The sequence below is a fragment of the Vibrio sp. D3 genome, from assembly GCF_043995865.1.
Taxonomy (GTDB): Bacteria; Pseudomonadota; Gammaproteobacteria; order Enterobacterales; family Vibrionaceae; genus Vibrio; species Vibrio diabolicus.
On sequence record NZ_CP171887.1, the window covers coordinates 447,275 to 468,614 of the forward strand.

A 21,340-nucleotide genomic window follows, 5' to 3' on the forward strand; every position below is an offset into this window, starting at 1 on the left:
GCTTATCCTTCAGAGATTGCGTTTTCTATCCAGTTGATATCTCGCCCATTGTCATGAATAGCGATGACATCAAACCGATAATCGATATTGTGTTTTAAGCGCTTTTGTTGGCTAAGCCAAACTTGTGCAGTTTTGATTAGCTTGCGCATTTTTGCGTGCGTTACCATTTCTGCTGCTGAGCCAAAGTGATCATTCTTACGATATTTGACTTCAACAAACACGATAGTTTCACCTTGTTGGAAGATTAAATCAATCTCACCGACCTTGGTCAGGAAATTTTGTTCAATAAAGCGCAAGCCCTGGCGTTGCAAATAGCGCTTCGCCAGAGCTTCATATTGATTTCCGATTTGGCGCTTACTAAAGAGCCCCACGCTCAGCCCAGCTCAATTCACGCTGTACAACACAGTTGTTGTCGATACTTAAAATACCGGTTTGGCCACCGACTGAGTAACCAGGAACGACCTTCATTTGTGGAAGTTCACCGATCAATTTATATGCATCCATACCGAGTGCTTTCAAACGTTTTTCCATGTTAGATTGCTCTGACCAAAGCTCGTTCATTTCAGCGGTTACGCTAGGATCTGGGTCAATCAGCAATGGAATGTCGCTGTAGATGATGCCTGTTAGATCTTCGTATGTCGCGCCGCCACTGTTGCTACGCGAACTAGAGAAGATTTGTGGTGCTTTCGCATCAGGGTTAATCGCTACTTCGATAAACGGCTTGATCAAAGTCAGCTCAGTGCTTCTAGCTACGATATAAACCGCATCAACATCACGACGGCTACGTGGCTGTGTTTCAAGCTTAATTCGCATTAATGATTGCATCTGGGCGATACGCTGCTTGCTCTCTTGCAGGCCAAATACTTCATTGATGTCTTTTTGAAGTTGGCGCTTGTCACCAAAGTAACTTGCTGCGACTTTGTTAGAGCTGTACTTTCGCCATTCTTTGTTGAAAGCCTCAGTTACACGCTCTCCAAAGCTGCCTTTTGGTGCAAGAATAAGAGGGAAGTTGTAGCCTTCGCTGAACAAGTGTTTTGCAGCTTGTGCGGCTTCTTGTTCCGGTGATAATGCCAAGTAGCAAATATTGCTATCTGGTTGCACATCCTCGGGGATATTTAGTGCAAGGGCTGGAATGGTAGGGCCATTTGCTGAGCCATCCATGGTTGTGTGCAACAACTCCACGTTCTCTTTTTCTAGAGGGCCAACAACAAAATCGATGTTTTCATTGATCAAGCGTTGTTTAATTTGGTCAGCGTTATACGCATTGGTGTCAATCACAGTGAGTGTTGCACTAGGATCTCGATTACGATCATTCATCATCGCAAACACAAAACCATCACGAATTAATTGCGCTTGTGGCGAGAACTTACCCGTCAGCGGCAGCAATAAAGCAGTATTGTTTGGCTTCACGATATCAAGAGAGAGAATGTTTTGAATCTCTTCTGGTGTATAGATAGCTGCTGGGTGCGAAGGGTTTTCGCTTAACCAGCGCTCTAGCGTATTTTTAAGTTGGGACAGGTTGCCCGACAGCGTTTTTGCATAAACAGCCAGCTGAAGCCAGCCGTCTAGAACATCCTCATTCGGCTCTGTTTCTAATGAGGTGAGTTCATATTCTGAGTAGCTGCCAAAGTTCATCCAAATACGGCTAGAGATTTCCCTCTGCTCTGCTGACGAGGCGTATTGACCAAATGCAACCAGCTGGCGGTTTGCTTCAAACACTTGGTTAAGGCCTTGATAAGCGTCGGCACGCATCAAGTAATAGTCTTTCCATTGCTCGTTTGGCAATTTCCACCAAGGTTTAAAGTTTAACAATTGCAGCAACTGCGAGTAATTACCTTGCTTTTGCTGTATGGTCGCACGCGCCAGTTGCCACTCCGCTTGCTGAACTTCGGTCAGCTGTTGTCGAGCCAGACGTTTGATCAACAGTTCTGCTTGATCAAACTGGTTCGCTTGAATAGCGGCTTTAGTTGCCATGATCAACCAGTCATTTTGTAAACTGCCTTCCGTGCTATCAGCTTGGATCATATAGTTCTGAACAGACTGAGTAGGCTCAAGTGTTACATCAACGCCATCAGGCTGTCTTGGACCTGAAGAACAGGCGGCGAGCGTAATTGCTAGTGCAACAGGAGTAAGTATGCGTGGTACACTGAGTCTCTTATGGTTAATCATTGCCGTGAGTTCTCTATAATTTTGTACAAAATTGTCTCTATATTAATCGTTGAAGTGATGGTAAACAAATGACAGATAAAAATAAGTTGCCGAATGAGGGGCCAACTCTCTATATCGTACCGACTCCAATCGGAAATTTAGCGGATATCACCCAACGTGCTATCGAAATTCTGTCGACGGTGGACATCATTGCTGCTGAGGATACTCGTCATACGGGTAAATTACTGTCTCACTTCAATATTCAAACCAAAACTTTTGCTCTGCATGATCATAATGAGCAGCAAAAAGCACAGGTTTTGGTAGAAAAGCTGCTTTCCGGTCAGTCTATCGCGTTAGTTTCTGACGCTGGTACGCCACTTATCAGCGACCCAGGATACCATTTGGTGACAAAATGTCGTCAAGCGGGCGTTAGAGTTGTGCCGCTTCCTGGTGCTTGCGCGGTCATTACGGCGTTAAGTGCATCAGGCTTGCCATCCGATCGCTTTAGCTTCGAAGGCTTTTTACCACCGAAAAGCAAAGGCCGTAAGGATAAATTCCTAGAGATTGCTTCGGTAGAGCGTACGTGTATTTTTTACGAGTCACCGCACCGTATTTTGGACTCTCTACAAGACATGTTAGACGTTCTTGGCCCAGATAGAGAAGTCGTGTTGGCGAGAGAACTAACGAAAACCTTTGAAACCATTCAAGGTATGCCATTAGGTGAGTTAATTGAGTGGGTGAAAGGTGACGATAACCAACAGCGTGGCGAAATGGTATTGTTGGTGCATGGTCATCGCGAAACCGCGGACGATTCATTGCCAGATGATGCCTTGCGTACATTAGGGATTTTAACCAAAGAGCTGCCTTTGAAAAAAGCAGCGGCTTTGGTGGCAGAAATTCATAACTTGAAGAAGAATGCGTTGTATAAGTGGGGCTTAGAAAACTTAGACTAAGCACTGCTAACGAGACACATGGTAAAGCGGGTCGATGTGAAAATATCGGCCTTTTTTAGGTTCAATGTTTGATGGTTAGGTTAAAAAAACACCACTCAATGCATTCATTTCATCATATCTGTGATCTCACTAGACTCTGAGTGTATAACTCTATACAATCCGCCCTCGGAGTTGACTGGGTAGTCGCTGCTTTACTGATGTCCTTCGGGAGACTGACGTTGAAGTCCTTTGGGAGACTGACGTTGACGTCCTTCGGGAGACTGGTAAAGGGGAGGAAAGTCCGGGCTCCATAGAGCAGGGTGCCAGGTAACGCCTGGGAGGCGTAAGCCTACGACAAGTGCAGCAGAGAGAAGACCGCCGATGGCCCTAGGGCACAGGTAAGGGTGAAAGGGTGCGGTAAGAGCGCACCGGACGACTAGCAATAGTTCGTTGCAGGGTAAACTCCACCCGGAGCAAGACCAAATAGGCCTCCACATTGCGTTGCTCGCGTAAGGAGGCGGGTAGGTTGCTTGAGCCAGTGAGCGATTGCTGGCCTAGACGAATGGCTACCGCCGCGCAAGCGGAACAGAACCCGGCTTATGTGTCGACTCCAACTATTCGAGACCCATCACTACTTTTTGTAGTGATGGGTTTTTTGCATTTTATTGACGCAAACCCTGTCATTACCAATAAACTTGGCGTTAAATCACGTCTGACTTTAGACTTGAGGTGGCGATGATGTGGGAAATCAGTACACTATGGTAGGTTGATCTTTTGCTATAAGTATTCAGCATGAGAGAGCAACATATCTTAAAATCGCTTCAAGATCATTCAACGAGAAAGCTATGACCGAAACCTTCCAACATATTTCCGTGTTATTAAATGAATCCATTGATGGCTTAGCTATCAAACCAGACGGTATCTATATCGATGGAACATTTGGCCGTGGCGGTCACAGCCGGACTATTTTATCTAAACTCGGCGAAAACGGCCGACTGTACAGTATCGATCGTGACCCTCAAGCGATAGCTGAAGCAGGCAAAATCAATGATCCTCGCTTCACCATCATTCATGGTCCATTTTCTGGTATTGCTGAGTATGCTAAAGAGTATGACTTGGTTGGCAAAGTTGATGGCGTTCTACTGGATTTAGGTGTTTCTTCTCCGCAGTTAGACGACGCAGAGCGTGGCTTTAGCTTTATGAAAGACGGCCCGCTAGATATGCGTATGGACCCAACATCAGGTATTCCCGTATCTCAATGGCTAATGGAAGCTGACTTAGATGATATTACTTGGGTGATTCGTGAGTTTGGTGAAGACAAACACGCGCGCCGCATTGCCAAAGCGATTGTTGCCTACCGTGAAGACGAAGAAAATGAACCACTGGTACGTACTGGCCAGCTCGCGAAGCTGATCTCAGATGCTGCACCCAAAAGCTTTAAAGAGAAAAAACACCCTGCGACTCGTGCGTTCCAGGCATTTCGTATTTACATCAACAGTGAGTTAGAAGAAATTGATACGGCACTAAAAGGTGCGGCAAGCATTCTGGCTCCTGAAGGTCGTTTATCTGTCATCAGTTTCCACTCTCTGGAAGACCGTATGGTCAAACGTTTTATCCGTAAAGAGAGCAAAGGACCTGAAGTGCCACACGGCATTCCAATGACTGAAGAGCAAATTCGTGCTCTTGGTAGTGCGAATATGAAAGCGGTGAGCAAAGCGATTAAGCCAAGCAAACAAGAAATTGAAATGAACCCTCGTTCGCGCAGCTCTGTGCTAAGAATTGCAGAAAAGCTTTAATTATTATGACGAAACCCACTCCTAACCTTGCTAAGTTGATTGCAACGGATCTTATCACCGTTGGTCGCTGGCCATTACTGTTGTTGCTATTGATCGTGGCATCGGCAATGGGAGTGGTATTTGCTACCCACCATGCGCGTCAAGCGATCACCGAAAAAGATCACACTTTGGTTGAACGAGAGCGTTTAGATAGCGAATGGCGCAACCTGATGTTGGAAGAAACGGCCCTCGCGGAACACAGTCGTGTTCAAGACCTTGCCAAAAAAGAACTTGAAATGAAACGACCTGATGGCGATAAAGAAGTGGTTGTCACGCTCAAATGATTAGAAAGAAAACCAACACGAAACCAAGCAACAAGCGTAAACCTGTCGCGAAAGAAAAAAACGCTTCGGGGGATACGAAAACCGAGAAAAAAGCAGTGAAAGTGGCGGTTGAAGAATCCTTTCTGATTCGTTGGCGCTTCCATCTATTACTGTTTTTTGTCTTTTGTGCATTTGCACTTTTGGTGGCGCGCGTAGCCTATATTCAAATCATTGAACCGGATAACCTGATTAAACAAGGTGACCTACGCTCGGTTCGTGTGAAATCCATTCCTTCTGCACGCGGTATTATTTCGGACCGAAATGGTGAGCCGCTCGCTGTCAGTGTGCCTGTTGAGGCCGTTTGGGCGGATCCCGCGACGATATTTAAAGAAAATGCCTTAAGCCAGACCAAGAGTTGGTATGCATTAGCGGATGTTCTTGGTGTTGACCGACAAGGGTTGATAAACAAGATCAAGCACAATGAAAAGCGCCGCTTTGTTTACTTGCAGCGCCAAGTGAGTCCAGCCATGGCGAACTATATTCGTGAGCTAAAGCTGCCTGGTGTGGGTCTTAAGTCAGAATCTCGTCGTTACTATCCTGCCGGTGAGGTTAGTGCTCACTTAGTTGGGGTGACGGGGATTGATGGGCATGGTCTAGAGGGTGTTGAGCGTAGCTACGATGAGTGGCTTACTGGCGCCGCAGGTAAGAAAACCATTCGTAAAGACCGTTATGGTCGCGTCGTAGAAAACATTGCATGGCAAGACAAGCAAGAAGGTAAGTCACTCCAGTTGACAATCGACCAGCGCCTACAGGCGATTGCTTATCGTGCGATTAAACAAGCCGTTGCGGACCATCGCGCCACGTCAGGCTCCGTTGTTATGTTGGACGTGAAAACCGGCGCCGTATTGGCCATGGTGAATGCGCCTTCCTACAACCCTAACAATCGTAGCGACTGGCAAAGCTATAAAATGCGTAACCGAGTGATCACGGACTCGATGGAGCCAGGCTCCACCATTAAGCCTTTCGTTATTTTAGCCGCCTTAGAAAATGGGGTAGCCGATAAAGATACCATCGTAGATACCGGTAATGGTGTACTTCGTTTAGGTGGTAGCCGAGTAAGAGATGTATCCCGCGTGGGTAAAGCGAGCTTGACCACGATCCTCAAAAAATCGAGTAACATCGGAGTGACGAAGCTGGCAATGCAAATGCCAGTAGAGGCGCTGCTCGGTCTGTACAGCTCTGTGGGCTTTGGTGAGCTTTCTGGTCTGAACCTCGTTGGGGAAGTGACTGGTATCTTCCCGACACGAACACGATGGTCTCCTATTGAACGTGCCACGATTGCGTTTGGTTATGGTCTATCGATAACGCCAATCCAGTTAGCGCATGCCTATGCGACGCTTGGAAATCTCGGCAAATACGAGCCAATCCATATTATCGAAAGCAATGATCATGACATGTCGCGCCAAGTAGTGAGTGCAAAGTACGCACGCCAGGTCTTGGACATGCTGGAAACCGTAACCCAAAAAGGAGGCTCGGCTCGTCGAGCGGCAGTTCCTGGTTATCGAGTGGGAGCCAAAACAGGTACCTCACGTAAAGCGTCTGCAGGTGGATACAGCGATGAGTACATCACTTATACGGCAGGGCTTGCTCCGGTTAGCGATCCGCGAATTGCATTGGTTGTGATCGTAAACGAGCCTCAAGGTGATGATTACTATGGTGGTTCGGTAGCGTCTCCTGTCTTCTCTGAAATCATGAAAGGCGCGCTACAAATACTCAATGTTGCACCAGACGAAAACAAATTCCAGCAGTAAGCTGAGTGGCTTACTGAGCAAACAAAATTAAGAAAACCTGAGCCAAAGCTCGGAGAACAAATATGACTAAAGCCATCAGTATGGACGTGCTGCTTTCCCCTTGGGTGGATTGCCCCAGCTTATCGTCCGTTCTTGTTTCTGAATTGGAGCTCGACAGCCGAAGAGTTCAGCCTGGAACCACGTTTGTTGCGGTGATTGGCCATGTTGTGGATGGGCGTAATTTCATTGCTTCTGCCATTGAGCAAGGCGCCAATGCGGTTCTAGCGCAAGCCTGTGAGGTAAAAGCACACGGCACGGTGGAAATCATCGATGACGTTCCCGTTATTTACCTCGATACGTTGGATCAACGTTTATCTGCAATCGCTGGAAAGCTCTATGCTTACCCAGATATGGATTTGATTGGTGTCACCGGCACCAACGGCAAAACCACCATTACTCAGCTAATTGCACAATGGCTAGAGCTACTTGGCCACAAAGCGGCAGTGATGGGCACGACGGGAAATGGTTTTCTCGACAATTTACAGCAAGCCGCGAATACAACAGGGAATGCTGTAGAAATTCAGAAAACGCTCTCCTCTCTCGCAAATCAACACGCCACATACACCGCGCTAGAAGTCTCTTCTCATGGCTTAACGCAAGGCCGTGTCAAGGCGTTGTCGTTTGCGGCGGGTGTGTTTACTAATCTAAGTCGTGATCACCTAGATTATCATGGCACGATGGAAGAGTACGCCAATGCAAAGCTGGAGTTGTTTACGCTACATCAATGTGAACGTGCCATTATCAATGTCGATGATGAGGTCGGTCATGCATGGGCGACGCAGTTAAGCAATGCGATTGCGGTGTCACTCAAACCGAACACTGAGTTTGAAAGCGCAATTTGGGCGACAGATGTCCGTTACGCGGAGTCGGGGATTACTATCCAATTCGATGGTAAATTTGGCTCAGGTCAATTGCACGCGCCACTGATTGGTGAGTTTAACGCAACCAACTTAATGCTCGCTTTTGCGACCTTATTAAGCTTGGGTAAGGATAAACAAGCGTTACTCGAAACCGCAGGTCAGTTGCAACCTGTACTCGGCCGAATGGAGTTATTCCAGACAGAGGACCGTGCCAAAGTCGTGGTCGATTATGCCCATACTCCTGATGCTTTAGAAAAAGCGCTGCAAGCTTTACGAGTTCACTGTGAGGGGCAGCTGTGGGCTATTTTTGGTTGCGGAGGCGATCGCGATGCAGGTAAGCGCCCAATGATGGCGGAAATTGCAGAGCGTCTAGGCGACAGAGTGGTGTTGACTGACGATAACCCACGCAGTGAAGATCCGGTTCAGATTGTAAAAGACATGTTATCCGGGCTGTCAAAACCTGCCGAAGCGATTGTGCAACATGATCGTTTCAAAGCACTGTCTTATGCGGTTGAGAATGCTTCGCCAAACGACATCATCTTGTTAGCGGGTAAGGGCCACGAAGATTATCAAATTCGGAATGGCGAAACGATTCATTACTCCGACCGTGAGTCCGCTATGCAGCTTTTAGGATTGTCCTTATGATCAAAGTAACATTATCTCAAATTGCCAACATCACTCGCGGTGAGCTATTCGGCGATGATCTACTTATCGACGCGGTTTCTACTGATACACGAGCGATTGACAACTGTGCTTTATTTGTTGCGCTGGTGGGTGAGCGCTTTGATGCGCACCACTTTTGCCAACAAGCGGTGGATGCAGGCGCTGGTGCTTTAATCGTACAAAAACGTCTAGATGTGAATGTGCCACAAGTCGTGGTGTCGGACACCAAAATGGCACTGGGTGAGTTAGCCTCTTGGGTGCATCAAACTTGCCAAACACCTACCGTTGCCATCACAGGCAGTTGTGGTAAAACGACCGTCAAAGAAATGGTCGCGAGCATTCTGCAATTGAAAGGCAAAGTGCTGTTTACTGCAGGTAATTTCAATAATGATATTGGTGTTCCGTTGACGTTATTGCGCTCACAGCAGGATGACGATTATGCCGTGATTGAGCTTGGTGCTAACCATATCGGTGAAATTGCTTACACAACGCAGTTAGTAAAACCAGATATCGCGTTAGTAAATAATGTAGCCGCCGCGCATCTTGAAGGCTTCGGTTCTATTGATGGCGTGAAACAAGCCAAAGGTGAAATTTACCAAGGTCTTGCTGCAGGTAGTATTGCGATTGTCAATTTAGACAGCAATGGCGAAACAAAGTGGGAAAGCGTGCTGGCGGATAAGGAAGTTATCACCTTCTCACAAAGTAATTCTGCGGCTGATTACTATGCATCAAATATCGTGATGAATGCCGCGGGAGAGGCCAGCTTTAACCTACATATCGCAGCAAGCTCACAAGAAATTGAACTGTCTCTGGGTATTATAGGTCAACACAACGTGGCGAATGCAATCGCAGCTTCTATTATTGCGTTACAAATGGGCGCCACATTAGAAGAGGTTCGCGCTGGCCTTAAACATTTAAACAAAGTGAAAGGTCGCGTCGAGGTTGAAGCGCTGAGCGAAAAAATCAAATTGATTGATGACAGCTACAACGCAAGCGTGCCAGCCATGAAAGCGGCGGTTGACTTATTGGCTGCTTTTCCAGGTCAGCGCTGGCTGATTTTAGGTAATATGGCGGAATTGGGAGAGGAAAGTCTTGCACTTCATCGTCAAGTCGGGGAACATGCTGCCCCACAAAAATTTGAACATGTTCTCACATATGGTGCAGACGCCAAGGTGATCAGTGAGCTTTGCCAAGGCATTCATTTTGAGACGCACCAAGAGATGATTGAATACATCAAGCAGCATCTAGACCAAGCCGTTCCTGAAAACCATACGATTTTGGTGAAAGGAGCGAACGGTGCACGTATGTTTGAAGTCGCTGCTGCTTTGAAGGAGTATTATTAATGATTATTTGGCTTGCCGAGCTGCTACAGCCATACCTGTCTTTTTTCCGATTGTTTGAATACTTGTCTTTTCGAGCAATTCTAAGCGTATTAACCGCTCTGGGTCTGTCATTATGGATGGGACCAATCATGATCAAGCGTTTGCAAATGCTGCAAATTGGTCAGGTAGTACGTAACGAAGGTCCTGAATCTCACTTTAGTAAGCGTGGTACTCCAACGATGGGCGGTATCATGATCTTAGCGGCCATCTCAATCACAATCTTGCTTTGGACTGACTTATCCAACCCATATGTATGGGCGGTATTGACGGTCTTGCTTGGCTACGGTGCAGTCGGATTTGTTGATGATTATCGTAAAGTGGTGCGAAAAAATACCGATGGTTTGATCGCGCGTTGGAAGTACTTCTGGCAATCGTTGATCGCGTTTGTCGTGGCTTTTGCATTGTACGTTTACGGTAAAGACACTGCAGCCACTCAGCTCGTGGTGCCATTCTTTAAAGACATCATGCCGCAACTTGGTTTGATGTACATTATCCTGACTTACTTTGTGATTGTCGGTACGAGTAACGCGGTTAACCTGACCGATGGTCTAGACGGTTTGGCAATCATGCCAACGGTTCTTGTTGCTGCAGGCTTCGCGGTTATTGCATGGGCGACGGGTAACGTTAACTTCTCTGAATACCTTCATATTCCATACCTACCACATGCTTCTGAGTTGGTTGTCGTATGTACAGCAATCGTCGGTGCAGGCCTTGGTTTCTTGTGGTTTAACACGTATCCAGCACAAGTGTTCATGGGTGATGTCGGCTCACTAGCGCTTGGCGGCGCATTAGGCACCATTGCGGTTCTCGTTCGTCAAGAGTTGGTGTTGGTGATCATGGGCGGTGTGTTTGTGATGGAAACGCTGTCGGTAATTCTACAGGTGGGTTCATACAAACTGCGTGGTCAGCGGATCTTCCGTATGGCACCGATTCACCACCACTACGAATTGAAAGGTTGGCCAGAACCTCGCGTAATCGTGCGCTTCTGGATTATTTCTATGGTTCTTGTTCTGATTGGTCTTGCGACATTGAAAGTGCGTTAATCGCACTTTCTAAGAACAAGATTTACAGTGTGATCAAATATGGAACGTTGGCAAAACATACATAGTGTTGTCGTCGTAGGGCTCGGTATTACCGGGCTCTCTGTCGTTAAACACCTAAGAAAAAATCAGCCACAGCTTGTGGTCAAAGTCATTGATACTCGCGTAAACCCTCCGGGTGCAGAGCGCTTGCCGGAAGATGTTCAACTGCATAGTGGTGGTTGGAATGCAGACTGGCTTTCTCACGCTGATCTTATCGTGACCAACCCTGGTATTGCGCTAGCGACACCAGAGATCCAAGCCGTATTGGAAAAAGGCACGACAGTAGTTGGTGATATTGAGTTATTCGCCTGGGCGGTGCAGAAGCCTGTGATTGCGATTACGGGCTCAAACGGTAAGAGCACAGTCACCGACCTCACAGGTGTGATGGTTAAGGCTGCAGGTTTGGATGTGGGCGTTGGTGGTAACATCGGTGTTCCTGCACTGGATTTGTTAGAACAAGACGCAGACATGTATGTGCTTGAACTCTCGAGCTTCCAGTTGGAAACGACGTCAAGCTTAAAGCTCAAAGCCGCTGCGTTTCTGAATCTTTCTGAAGATCATATGGACCGTTATCAAGGCATGTCTGACTATCGACAAGCCAAGTTGCGTATTTTTGATCATGCTGATCTCGCGGTAGTGAACCGTGATGATAAAGAAACCTTCCCAGATGCAGAGGTGCCATTGGTGACATTTGGCAGCGACAATCAGGACTTTGGTCTCGAGGTGGATGGCAATCGCACTTGGCTACTCGATCACGGTCAACGAGTCGTCGCAAGTGATGAGCTTAAGTTGGTTGGTAAGCACAACTTATCTAATGCTCTGGTTGCTTTAGCGCTATTAAAAGCTGCGGACGTAAACTATCACAACGCATTGAATGCACTTAAAAATTACACGGGACTGACACACCGATGCCAGGTGGTTGCGGATAATCAAGGCGTAAAATGGGTGAATGACTCTAAAGCAACTAATATTGCGAGCACTATGGCTGCGCTATCTGGTTTGGAGTCGACAGGTAAGCTCTACTTGCTCGTTGGTGGTGTTGGCAAAGGTGCTGACTTCTCGCCATTAAAACCGATCTTCGCGACGCTTAACTTGCAACTGTGCTGCTTTGGCGCTGATGGCGATGACTTTATGCCACTGCATGAATCTGCAATACGTTTCGACACCATGGAAGATGTGATTCAACAAGTATCTTCGCAGTTAAAACCAGGTGATATGGTGATGCTGTCTCCAGCATGTGCTAGTTTTGATCAATTCGACAACTTTATGGCAAGAGGCGATGCCTTCGCTGCTCTTGTTCAGAAATATGCATAATTAAAGGTTACACACTTCGTGGGTTTAGGTAACGTTAAACGCAGTATTGGCAATTGGCTCAAGCATCCAGCCCCAGAGGCGATGTTTGATCGTCAGCTAGTGTGGATTGCACTGGGTTTGATGTTGACGGGGTTGGTGATGGTAACCTCTGCATCATTTCCGATCAGCTCACGATTAACGGAACAGCCGTTTCACTTTATGTTTCGTCATGCGACGTTTCTCGTGCTGGCGTTAGGGACCTCCGCTGTTATTTTGCAAGTGCCTTTGCAAGAGTGGTTTAAGAAGAGCCATTACTTACTTTGGGCTTCTTTCGCACTGTTGATCATCGTGCTCTTGGCGGGTAAGTCGGTTAATGGTGCGTCTCGCTGGATTCCCCTTGGGCTGTTTAACCTTCAGCCAGCAGAGGTCGCGAAGCTATCGCTGTTTATCTTCATGTCTGGTTACTTAGTTCGAAAGCAAGACGAAGTACGACAAACCTTCTTTGGTGGCTTTATGAAGCCAATCATGGTGTTTGCCTTCTTCGCAGTATTGCTACTTGGTCAGCCAGACTTGGGGACGGTCGTCGTGATGCTAGTAACACTGTTTGGCATGCTGTTTATCGCAGGCGCAAAACTGACTCAGTTTCTCGCGTTGATGGTGGCAGGTATCGGCGCTGTGGTAGGTTTGATTTTAGTCGAACCATACCGTATGCGACGAGTAACCTCCTTCCTTGACCCGTGGGAAGACCCATTTGGCAGTGGCTATCAGTTGACTCAGTCTTTGATGGCGTTTGGTCGTGGTGAATGGTTCGGTCAAGGTCTCGGTAATTCAATTCAAAAACTGGAATATCTACCGGAAGCGCATACCGACTTTGTGTTTGCCGTACTTGCTGAAGAGCTCGGTTTTGTTGGCGTTGTGTTGGTCTTAATGTTGATTTTTAGCTTAGTGTTAAAAGCGGTTTACATAGGCAAGCGTGCGTTTGAAGAAGGCGAAATGTTCGGCGGTTATCTGGCTTTCGGTATCGGTATTTGGTTTGCGTTCCAGACGTTGGTTAACGTTGGTGCTGCAGCCGGTATCGTACCAACCAAAGGTTTAACACTCCCGCTAATCAGTTATGGTGGTTCCAGTCTGATTATTATGTCCGTCGCAGTGTCCATATTGCTGCGTATCGATTACGAATGCCGCTTGAAACGCGAGCAACAACAATCAGAACAACAAACTAATGAAACAAAATAAACGTTTGATGGTGATGGCTGGTGGTACTGGCGGTCACGTATTCCCAGGGTTAGCTGTAGCAAAACAGCTGCAAGAGCAAGGCTGGGAGATCCGGTGGTTAGGCACGGCGGATCGAATGGAAGCGGATTTGGTGCCAAAGCATGGCATTGAAATCGATTTTATCAAAGTGAAAGGGTTACGAGGTCAAGGCGTAAAGCGTCTGCTTGCAGCTCCATTTCAAATTATTAATGCCATCATGCAAGCTCGCGCGCACATGAAGCATTGGAAGCCCGATGCCGTGTTAGGTATGGGTGGTTATGTGAGTGGTCCCGGTGGTATTGCGGCTTGGTTGAGCGGTATTCCTGTTGTTCTGCACGAACAAAACGCGGTTGCGGGTTTGACAAACCAATGGCTATCAAAAATTGCTAAGAAAGTCTTTCAGGCCTTTCCTGGCGCGTTCCCTGCTGCTGAGGTAGTCGGTAACCCTGTGCGTGAAGACCTAACAAGATTAGAAGCACCTGCAGAGCGAATGCAAGATCGCCAAGGCCCAATTCGTATTCTGGTGATGGGCGGTAGCCAAGGTGCACGCATTCTTAACCAAACTCTGCCAGAAGTGATGGCAAAGCTGGGCGGTAATTACCGTATTCGTCATCAAGCGGGCAAAGGTTCCGCCGAAGAAGTGAACGCAGCATACCAAGCTAATGGTGTGGTAAATGCAGAGGTCACAGAGTTCATTGACGACGTAGCAGAAGCTTATGCATGGGCTGACCTTTTAGTTTGTCGTTCAGGGGCGTTAACCGTTTCTGAAGTTTCTGCTGCTGGCGTTGGTGCGATCTTTATTCCCTTTATGCATAAAGATCGCCAACAAGCACTGAATGCCGATCATCTAGTAGAATGCGGCGCAGCGAAAATGATTGAACAACCAGATTTAACCGTTGAGTCTTTGACTCAGCAGATCCAACAATTGGATCGCCAAGCTTTACTTACGATGGCTGAGCAAGCGCGTGGCGCTGCTAAATTGAATGCCGACCGAGTTGTCGCACAAGCCATTGTCGCTTTGACCGAAAAGCGTTAACGAATTATTGAGAATAGAATTGATGACAATCCAACATACACAAGACTTAGCTCAGATTCGCGCCATGGTGCCAGAGATGCGCCGCGTGAAATCCATCCACTTCATCGGTATTGGTGGTGCGGGCATGAGCGGCATTGCAGAAGTGCTGTTGAATGAAGGCTATCAAATCACGGGTTCTGACCTATCAGAAAACCCAGTGACAGAGCGTTTGGTATCAAAAGGTGCAACCGTATTTATCGGCCATCAAGCGAGCAATGTAGAAAAAGCCAGTGTGGTTGTTGTGTCAACGGCGATCAACGAAGAAAACCCAGAAGTGATGGCGGCACGTGAGTTACGTATCCCAATCGTACGCCGCGCAGAGATGTTGGCTGAATTGATGCGATTCCGTCACGGTATTGCTGTCGCAGGTACACACGGCAAAACCACGACGACCGCTCTTGTCACTCAAATTTATTCTGAAGCCGGCCTTGATCCAACGTTTGTAAACGGCGGCTTGGTGAAAAGCGCAGGTACAAATGCTCGTTTAGGTTCGAGTCGTATTCTAATTGCTGAGGCGGATGAGAGCGACGCGTCATTCCTGCACCTGCAACCAATGGTAAGTATCGTCACTAATATTGAAGCCGATCATATGGATACTTATGGTGGTGACTTTGAAACGTTAAAGCAAACCTTCATTGATTTTCTACACAATCTACCGTTCTACGGCCAAGCTATTGTTTGTATTGATGATCCTGTGGTTCGAGAGTTAATCCCACGTATTAGTCGTCAAGTGATTACTTACGGTTTCTCCGCAGATGCTGACGTACGCATTGAAAACTATCGTCAAGAAGGTCAGCAAGGCAAATTTACGGTAGTACGTAAAGGGCGTGCCAACCTAGATATCACTCTGAACATTCCAGGTCGTCACAATGCACTTAATGCGTCGGCTGCGATTGCAGTGGCTACCGAAGATGACATTGAAGACGATGCAATTCTAAAAGCAATGGCCGGAACGCAAGGCACGGGACGACGTTTTGATCACCTTGGCGAGTTTGATACCGGTAATGGTCATGCCATGTTAGTGGATGATTACGGACACCACCCAACAGAAGTTGATGTGACCATTAATGCTGCGAGAAGCGGTTGGCAAGATAAACGTCTCGTTATGATTTTCCAACCACACCGTTATAGCCGTACTCGTGATCTGTACGATGACTTTGCGAATGTGCTAGAGCAAGTTGATGTATTAATCATGTTGGATGTTTATGCCGCAGGTGAAAAGCCAATTGCAGGAGCTGATGGGCGTTCATTGTGTCGCACAATTCGCAGCCGAGGTAAGGTAGATCCGATTTTTGTTCCAGAAATCGAGCAATTACCTTCAGTTTTAGCTAACGTTATACAAGACGGCGACCTAATCTTAACGCAAGGTGCGGGTGATGTTGGTAAAGTGGCGAAGCAACTGGCAGGTCTTGAATTAAATATAAACAAGATGCTTGGTTAACACAGATTGTTGGTGCGAAGGACAGATAAAGACTCAGATCTCGATTTTGCGTCAATATCATTGTGATTTATTGCTATCAGTGTTTGATAGTTTACAAGAGCTCAGTATAATCCCAAGGTTAAAGTCAAGACTTTTACCTCTGCGTAATTATGTGGGTAAAAAGTACACGACAAAAGTCAGGAAACGAAGACGTTGTTGAATATTGCACTGAATGACGAGCGACCAAACACGGATAATAACCGTGGTCGCCAAGAGAAAATCTTGGGTGCGTTATTTTTCGTTGTGGTTGTGACCTTAATTAGTTCTGTTTTGTACTCGGCGATCAGTTGGATGTGGGATGACCAAAGGTTACCTCTCTCCAAAATAGTACTTCAGGGAAAACTGGAGTATGTCCAAGCTGACGATGTGCAGGCTGCATTTAGTCGAATAGATCACATCGGTACATTTATGTCTCAGGATATTGATGTATTACAGCAAAGTGTCGAAGCTCTGCCATGGGTGGCGCATGCCGCAATCCGAAAGCAGTGGCCGGATACAGTAAAAGTTTTTTTGACAGAGCATCAACCTGAAGCCATTTGGAATGGCAACGAACTGTTAGATAAAAATGGGTTTGTTTTTGATGGCGATGTGGCTCTGTTACAAGAAGAAAAAGTGAAACTGTACGGACCCAAAGACAGCGGACCAGAAGTCTTACAGACTTACCGTGATTTGAGTCCTAAGTTTCAGCAATTGGGTTTAGCGATATCGTCTCTGGTATTAAACGAGCGACGAGCTTGGCAAATCATCCTTGATAACGGTATTCGATTAGAGCTCGGTAAAGAGTCTCTTCTTGAGCGTATAGAGCGATTTTTTAAGCTCTATAACAAGCTTGGCAGTGACACGCAAAGAATCAGTTATATCGATCTTAGGTACGATACAGGAGCCGCAGTTGGTTGGTTTCCTGAACAAGAGTTAGAAGAGAGTACAGATGACTAAGGCCGCTGATGACAACATTATTGTTGGTCTTGATATAGGCACTGCAACCGTATCGGCTCTAGTGGGTGAGGTTCTACCAGACGGTCAAATTAATATTATTGGCGCAGGTAGTAGCCCTTCACGTGGCATGGATAAAGGTGGCGTGAATGACTTGGAGTCGGTTGTAAAATCAGTACAACGTGCAATTGATCAAGCTGAATTGATGGCCGAGTGCCAAATCAGCCGAGTCTTCATTTCGTTGTCTGGTAAGCATATCGCAAGCCGAATTGAAAAAGGTATGGGCACGATTTCAGATGAAGAAGTGTCTCAAGAAGACATGGATCGCGCTATCCATACCGCAAAATCGATTAAAATCGGTGATGAACAGCGAATCCTTCATGTGATTCCGCAAGAGTTCACCATTGATTACCAAGAGGGAATCAAAAATCCGCTTGGTTTATCTGGGGTAAGAATGGAAGTAAGTGTCCACCTTATCTCATGCCATAATGACATGGCGCGCAATATTATAAAGGCGGTAGAACGATGCGGCCTTAAAGTAGAGCAACTCGTATTTTCTGGGCTTGCTGCAAGTAATGCAGTAATCACCGAGGATGAAAGAGAGCTTGGAGTTTGTGTGGTGGATATTGGCGCCGGCACGATGGATGTGGCCATCTGGACTGGCGGTGCGTTACGTCACACAGAAGTATTTTCGTACGCAGGAAATGCTGTAACCAGCGATATTGCTTTTGCTTTTGGTACGCCAGTGAGCGATGCTGAAGAAATAAAAGTCAAATATGGCTGTGCTTTGAGTGAACTGGTCAGTAAGGATGACACGGTTAATGTACCAAGCGTAGGTGGGCGACCATCACGTAGTCTGCAACGTCAAACGTTGTCAGAAGTGATTGAGCCACGCTACTCTGAGCTTATGGGACTGGTTAACCAAACTATTGACTCTGTACAAGCGAAATTGCGCGAAGAGGGTATAAAGCACCATCTAGCTGCGGGAGTTGTACTCACCGGCGGTGCTGCGCAAATGGACGGAGTGATAGAATGTGCGGAACGCGTATTCCGCAATCAAGTAAGGGTCGGCAAACCGCTCGAAGTCAGCGGATTAACTGACTATGTAAAAGAGCCGTACCATTCTACGGCAGTTGGATTACTTCATTACGCAAGAGACATGCAGTCTAGCGACGATAGCGATTATAATGAACCTAAACGCTCATCTGTTACTGGCTTTTTCGATAAATTGCGTAACTGGATACAAAAAGAGTTTTAACCTGAGTTGCAGGATAAACGGAGACAACACATGTTTGAACCGATGATGGAAATGTCTGACGATGCAGTAATCAAGGTCGTTGGGGTTGGTGGCGGCGGTGGTAACGCCGTTGAACACATGGTGCGTGAATCCATCGAAGGTGTGGAATTCATCAGCGTCAACACTGATGCGCAAGCACTTCGTAAGACAAGCGTTGGCAATGTTATTCAGATCGGTGGCGATATCACCAAAGGTCTGGGTGCAGGTGCTAATCCACAGGTTGGCCGTGACGCAGCTCTCGAAGACAGAGATAGAATTAAAGATTCCCTAACTGGCGCCGATATGGTGTTTATCGCCGCTGGTATGGGTGGCGGTACAGGTACTGGTGCAGCACCTGTTATTGCTGAAGTAGCTAAAGAGCTTGGCATTCTAACTGTCGCGGTAGTGACAAAACCGTTCAGCTTTGAAGGCAAAAAGCGTTTGGCGTTTGCTGAGCAAGGTATCGATGAGCTGTCTAAGCACGTTGACTCTTTGATTACGATTCCAAACGAAAAGCTGCTTAAAGTACTTGGCCGTGGTGTCACGCTACTAGAAGCTTTTGCAAGTGCGAACGACGTTCTTAAGAACGCAGTTCAAGGCATTGCAGAGCTAATTACTCGCCCTGGCATGATCAACGTCGACTTTGCAGACGTAAGAACAGTAATGTCTGAAATGGGTCACGCGATGATGGGCAGCGGTATTGCTAAAGGCGAAGATCGTGCTGAAGAAGCGGCTGAAATGGCAATTTCTAGCCCACTTCTGGAAGACATCGATCTAGCGGGCGCTCGTGGTGTTCTTGTCAATATTACTGCAGGTCTGGATATGCGTCTTGACGAGTTTGAGACGGTTGGTAATACAGTGAAAGCATTTGCTTCTGACAATGCAACTGTTGTTATCGGTACTTCTCTAGACCCAGATATGACGGACGAAATCCGCGTAACAGTTGTAGCGACAGGTATTGGCAATGAGAAAAAACCAGATATCACGCTAGTTGCGGGTGGTAAAGCGAAAGTGGCTCCGACGCCGCAGGCTCAACCACAACAGCAAGCGGCGGCAACGCAAGCTGAAGAGAAACCGGCACAAACCTTGCAAAATAATCAAGTGCAAGAGAAGCCACAGGTAACTCCTCAGCCGACAAATACAGTTTCTTCTTCTCCAGCATCGTCGAGCCAAAGCTCTGCGGCTCCGAAGCAAGAGAAGGAAAGTGGTTATTTAGATATCCCGGCATTTTTGCGTCGTCAGGCTGATTAATCTTTAATCCATAAATTTGACATGGCTCAAAATTATGGTAGCATTCACGGTCGACGTTACAGACGGCCGTGTTTTGTAGCAAATTTTTGAGAGGCAAGCAGATGATCAGACAACGTACTCTGAAAGAAATAGTGAAAACAACTGGTGTGGGCCTCCACTCTGGTCGTAAAGTCACGCTTACTCTGCGCCCGGCTGCTGCAAATACAGGTATCATTTACCGTCGTACAGATGTAAACCCACCTGTAGATTTTCCAGCTGATCCAGCTTCTGTCCGTGACACCATGCTATGTACTGCTTTGGTAAACGACGAAGGTGTGCGTATTTCAACTGTAGAGCACTTGAATGCGGCACTTGCTGGTATGGGCATCGACAACATTGTTGTCGAAGTAGACGCACCTGAAATTCCAATTATGGATGGTAGTGCTAGCCCATTTGTATACTTGCTACAACAAGCAGGTATCGAAACGCAAAATGCGCCAAAACGTTTCATCCGTATTAAAAAGCCAGTTCGTTTTGAAGATGGTGATAAATGGGCAGAGTTTGTACCATTTAACGGCTTCCGCATGGACTTCGAAATTGAATTTAATCACCCTGCTATTGAGTCAGACGAACAGCGCTTGCTGTTTGATTTCTCCTCAAAAGGCTTCGTTCGTGAAATTTCTCGTGCACGTACGTTTGGCTTTATGCGTGATATCGAATATCTACAGTCTCAAAACCTAGTTTTGGGTGGTAGTTTCGACAATGCTATCGTATTGGATGATTACCGTATTCTTAACGAAGAAGGCCTACGCTTTGAAAATGAGTTTGTGACTCACAAAGTGTTGGATGCGATTGGTGATCTTTACATGTGTGGTCACCCAATCATCGGTGAATTTCGCGCCTTTAAATCGGGTCACGGTTTGAACAACCAACTTCTGCGAGCTGTTCTTGCTGATCAGGAAGCGTGGGAGTGGACTACATTCGAAGAAGAAGTCGGCTCACCAGTAGCATTCGCTGAACCAAATATGGTGCTTGCGTAAATACTCGGCATTAAAATTAATAAAAACCAGGCTTATGCCTGGTTTTTTGCTATTTGGCTTTAATCTTGGGCTTATTAATAGCATTCGAGCTTTTCAGCATATTGAAATAACGATCACTTACGGTCTTTCTTTTCTGCCATATCGGCCAATCGCTTTAAACGCTCTTGAATTTTAGGCGGTGCCATGTCGGCAATCGTCATCAATGACTTTGCTGCAGATTCTGTTAATGGTGGACGTTTAGGTCTGTCGTCTTGTTCGAAACGATTTCGGTATAATGATGGATTGATCCTCACTTCAACGCTCATCAGTTTGGCAAAGCCTTGAGTACGAAGTTTATTTAGGATCATGAGGCGATCGTAATCGATCTTCATTTTGATCGCGGCACTAGAAACATCGATCAATAGGTGGCCGTTACGAACATTCGCCACCCGGCAATGATCGGCCGTCCCTGTGGGTAAGATCTCTTGCAAAGCTTGGTTAAGCTGTAAGATTTCTCCAGCATGTTCTTGAATCTGCTTGAACTGTGATTCAGCAATAACATCTTCAGTCGAGGTTGGACGGTGATCACGCATAGGTAAAATCTAATTTTGTTGAGATATCAGCTATTCTAGAGCAGCTTTCTATCAAGGTATAGTTTACATTAACGTCTTTCGCTTCAGTTTTACAATGTAGCAAGGTAAAAAGCAAAGTCTGCTCTGAATAGATTACACATATTGTGGTATGCAATATCGTCTAATCAGTCAC

General features: G+C 46.6%; 18 protein-coding genes and 1 other RNA gene. 16 read left to right on the plus strand and 3 right to left on the minus strand.

The window, feature by feature from the left end; translation table 11 throughout:
• Positions 1 to 2: 2 nt before the first annotated feature.
• Positions 3 to 371: a YraN family protein gene (locus ACHFJ9_RS10145; protein WP_395356710.1), complete on the minus strand. Its 369-nt coding sequence runs from the start codon at positions 369 to 371 to the stop codon at positions 3 to 5.
• Positions 358 to 2,169, minus strand: a complete 1,812-nt coding sequence (locus ACHFJ9_RS10150) for a penicillin-binding protein activator (protein ID WP_258663179.1) — start codon at positions 2,167 to 2,169, stop codon at positions 358 to 360. The genes ACHFJ9_RS10145 and ACHFJ9_RS10150 overlap by 14 nt, the downstream gene beginning before the upstream one ends.
• Positions 2,170 to 2,237: 68 nt before the next feature.
• Between ACHFJ9_RS10150 and rsmI the strand changes: the two genes are divergently transcribed.
• The 16 genes from rsmI (at position 2,238) to lpxC (ending at position 20,596) form a co-directional block, all read left to right on the plus strand.
• The gene (gene rsmI / locus ACHFJ9_RS10155) at positions 2,238 to 3,101 is read left to right on the plus strand and encodes a 16S rRNA (cytidine(1402)-2'-O)-methyltransferase (protein WP_006743239.1); all 864 of its coding nucleotides are present in this window, start codon (positions 2,238 to 2,240) and stop codon (positions 3,099 to 3,101) included.
• A gap of 167 nt (positions 3,102 to 3,268) precedes the next feature.
• Positions 3,269 to 3,696: RNase P RNA component class A (rnpB, locus tag ACHFJ9_RS10160), an RNA gene on the plus strand.
• A gap of 229 nt (positions 3,697 to 3,925) precedes the next feature.
• Entirely contained in the window at positions 3,926 to 4,876 is a 951-nt protein-coding gene (rsmH, locus tag ACHFJ9_RS10165) for a 16S rRNA (cytosine(1402)-N(4))-methyltransferase RsmH (RefSeq protein WP_005396452.1), read from the plus strand.
• A 5-nt stretch (positions 4,877 to 4,881) separates the two neighbouring features.
• The gene (gene ftsL / locus ACHFJ9_RS10170; protein WP_012842154.1) at positions 4,882 to 5,199 is read left to right on the plus strand and encodes a cell division protein FtsL; all 318 of its coding nucleotides are present in this window, start codon (positions 4,882 to 4,884) and stop codon (positions 5,197 to 5,199) included.
• The gene (locus ACHFJ9_RS10175; RefSeq protein ID WP_395356713.1) at positions 5,196 to 6,989 is read left to right on the plus strand and encodes a penicillin-binding transpeptidase domain-containing protein; all 1,794 of its coding nucleotides are present in this window, start codon (positions 5,196 to 5,198) and stop codon (positions 6,987 to 6,989) included. Before ftsL ends, ACHFJ9_RS10175 begins: the two co-directional genes overlap by 4 nt.
• A 62-nt stretch (positions 6,990 to 7,051) precedes the next feature.
• Positions 7,052 to 8,533 carry a UDP-N-acetylmuramoyl-L-alanyl-D-glutamate--2,6-diaminopimelate ligase gene (gene murE / locus ACHFJ9_RS10180; protein WP_395356715.1) on the plus strand — a complete coding sequence of 494 codons (1,482 nt, stop codon included), beginning with the start codon at positions 7,052 to 7,054 and terminating at the stop codon, positions 8,531 to 8,533.
• Positions 8,530 to 9,894 carry a UDP-N-acetylmuramoyl-tripeptide--D-alanyl-D-alanine ligase gene (gene murF, locus ACHFJ9_RS10185; RefSeq protein ID WP_395356717.1) on the plus strand — a complete coding sequence of 455 codons (1,365 nt, stop codon included), beginning with the start codon at positions 8,530 to 8,532 and terminating at the stop codon, positions 9,892 to 9,894. The genes murE and murF overlap by 4 nt, the downstream gene beginning before the upstream one ends.
• Positions 9,894 to 10,976: a phospho-N-acetylmuramoyl-pentapeptide-transferase gene (mraY, locus tag ACHFJ9_RS10190; protein ID WP_395188048.1), complete on the plus strand. Its 1,083-nt coding sequence runs from the start codon at positions 9,894 to 9,896 to the stop codon at positions 10,974 to 10,976. The genes murF and mraY overlap by 1 nt, the downstream gene beginning before the upstream one ends.
• Before the next feature lie 39 nt (positions 10,977 to 11,015).
• Positions 11,016 to 12,329: a UDP-N-acetylmuramoyl-L-alanine--D-glutamate ligase gene (murD, locus tag ACHFJ9_RS10195; RefSeq protein ID WP_395356720.1), complete on the plus strand. Its 1,314-nt coding sequence runs from the start codon at positions 11,016 to 11,018 to the stop codon at positions 12,327 to 12,329.
• A gap of 18 nt (positions 12,330 to 12,347) precedes the next feature.
• The gene (gene ftsW / locus ACHFJ9_RS10200; RefSeq protein ID WP_005396444.1) at positions 12,348 to 13,544 is read left to right on the plus strand and encodes a cell division protein FtsW; all 1,197 of its coding nucleotides are present in this window, start codon (positions 12,348 to 12,350) and stop codon (positions 13,542 to 13,544) included.
• On the plus strand, positions 13,531 to 14,598 hold the full coding sequence (murG, locus tag ACHFJ9_RS10205; RefSeq protein ID WP_395356722.1) for an undecaprenyldiphospho-muramoylpentapeptide beta-N-acetylglucosaminyltransferase: 1,068 nt from the start codon (positions 13,531 to 13,533) through the stop codon (positions 14,596 to 14,598). Before ftsW ends, murG begins: the two co-directional genes overlap by 14 nt.
• 22 nt (positions 14,599 to 14,620) lie before the next feature.
• Positions 14,621 to 16,078, plus strand: coding sequence for a UDP-N-acetylmuramate--L-alanine ligase (gene murC / locus ACHFJ9_RS10210; protein ID WP_005396442.1), 1,458 nt, complete (start codon positions 14,621 to 14,623; stop codon positions 16,076 to 16,078).
• Between the two features lie 192 nt (positions 16,079 to 16,270).
• Entirely contained in the window at positions 16,271 to 17,053 is a 783-nt protein-coding gene (locus tag ACHFJ9_RS10215; protein WP_012842151.1) for a cell division protein FtsQ/DivIB, read from the plus strand.
• On the plus strand, positions 17,046 to 18,308 hold the full coding sequence (gene ftsA, locus ACHFJ9_RS10220) for a cell division protein FtsA (RefSeq protein ID WP_012842150.1): 1,263 nt from the start codon (positions 17,046 to 17,048) through the stop codon (positions 18,306 to 18,308). Before ACHFJ9_RS10215 ends, ftsA begins: the two co-directional genes overlap by 8 nt.
• Before the next feature lie 30 nt (positions 18,309 to 18,338).
• Positions 18,339 to 19,577, plus strand: a complete 1,239-nt coding sequence (ftsZ, locus tag ACHFJ9_RS10225) for a cell division protein FtsZ (protein ID WP_012842149.1) — start codon at positions 18,339 to 18,341, stop codon at positions 19,575 to 19,577.
• A 101-nt stretch (positions 19,578 to 19,678) separates the two neighbouring features.
• Entirely contained in the window at positions 19,679 to 20,596 is a 918-nt protein-coding gene (lpxC, locus tag ACHFJ9_RS10230; RefSeq protein ID WP_005381871.1) for a UDP-3-O-acyl-N-acetylglucosamine deacetylase, read from the plus strand.
• Positions 20,597 to 20,709: 113 nt separating this feature from the next.
• On the opposite strand, the gene ACHFJ9_RS10235 is transcribed toward lpxC, so the two are convergent.
• Entirely contained in the window at positions 20,710 to 21,168 is a 459-nt protein-coding gene (locus ACHFJ9_RS10235; RefSeq protein ID WP_012842148.1) for a DUF721 domain-containing protein, read from the minus strand.
• Positions 21,169 to 21,340: the final 172 nt, after the last annotated feature.

Coding starts and splice junctions, on each gene's coding strand:
- ACHFJ9_RS10150 (WP_258663179.1), bottom strand. CDS start 2,169: ATGATTAACCATAAGAGACTCAGTGTACCACGCATACTTACTCCTGTT.
- rsmI (WP_006743239.1), top strand. CDS start 2,238: ATGACAGATAAAAATAAGTTGCCGAATGAGGGGCCAACTCTCTATATC.
- rsmH (WP_005396452.1), top strand. CDS start 3,926: ATGACCGAAACCTTCCAACATATTTCCGTGTTATTAAATGAATCCATT.
- ftsL (WP_012842154.1), top strand. CDS start 4,882: ATGACGAAACCCACTCCTAACCTTGCTAAGTTGATTGCAACGGATCTT.
- ACHFJ9_RS10175 (WP_395356713.1), top strand. CDS start 5,196: ATGATTAGAAAGAAAACCAACACGAAACCAAGCAACAAGCGTAAACCT.
- murE (WP_395356715.1), top strand. CDS start 7,052: ATGACTAAAGCCATCAGTATGGACGTGCTGCTTTCCCCTTGGGTGGAT.
- murF (WP_395356717.1), top strand. CDS start 8,530: ATGATCAAAGTAACATTATCTCAAATTGCCAACATCACTCGCGGTGAG.
- mraY (WP_395188048.1), top strand. CDS start 9,894: ATGATTATTTGGCTTGCCGAGCTGCTACAGCCATACCTGTCTTTTTTC.
- murD (WP_395356720.1), top strand. CDS start 11,016: ATGGAACGTTGGCAAAACATACATAGTGTTGTCGTCGTAGGGCTCGGT.
- murG (WP_395356722.1), top strand. CDS start 13,531: ATGAAACAAAATAAACGTTTGATGGTGATGGCTGGTGGTACTGGCGGT.
- murC (WP_005396442.1), top strand. CDS start 14,621: ATGACAATCCAACATACACAAGACTTAGCTCAGATTCGCGCCATGGTG.
- ftsA (WP_012842150.1), top strand. CDS start 17,046: ATGACTAAGGCCGCTGATGACAACATTATTGTTGGTCTTGATATAGGC.
- ftsZ (WP_012842149.1), top strand. CDS start 18,339: ATGTTTGAACCGATGATGGAAATGTCTGACGATGCAGTAATCAAGGTC.
- lpxC (WP_005381871.1), top strand. CDS start 19,679: ATGATCAGACAACGTACTCTGAAAGAAATAGTGAAAACAACTGGTGTG.
- ACHFJ9_RS10235 (WP_012842148.1), bottom strand. CDS start 21,168: ATGCGTGATCACCGTCCAACCTCGACTGAAGATGTTATTGCTGAATCA.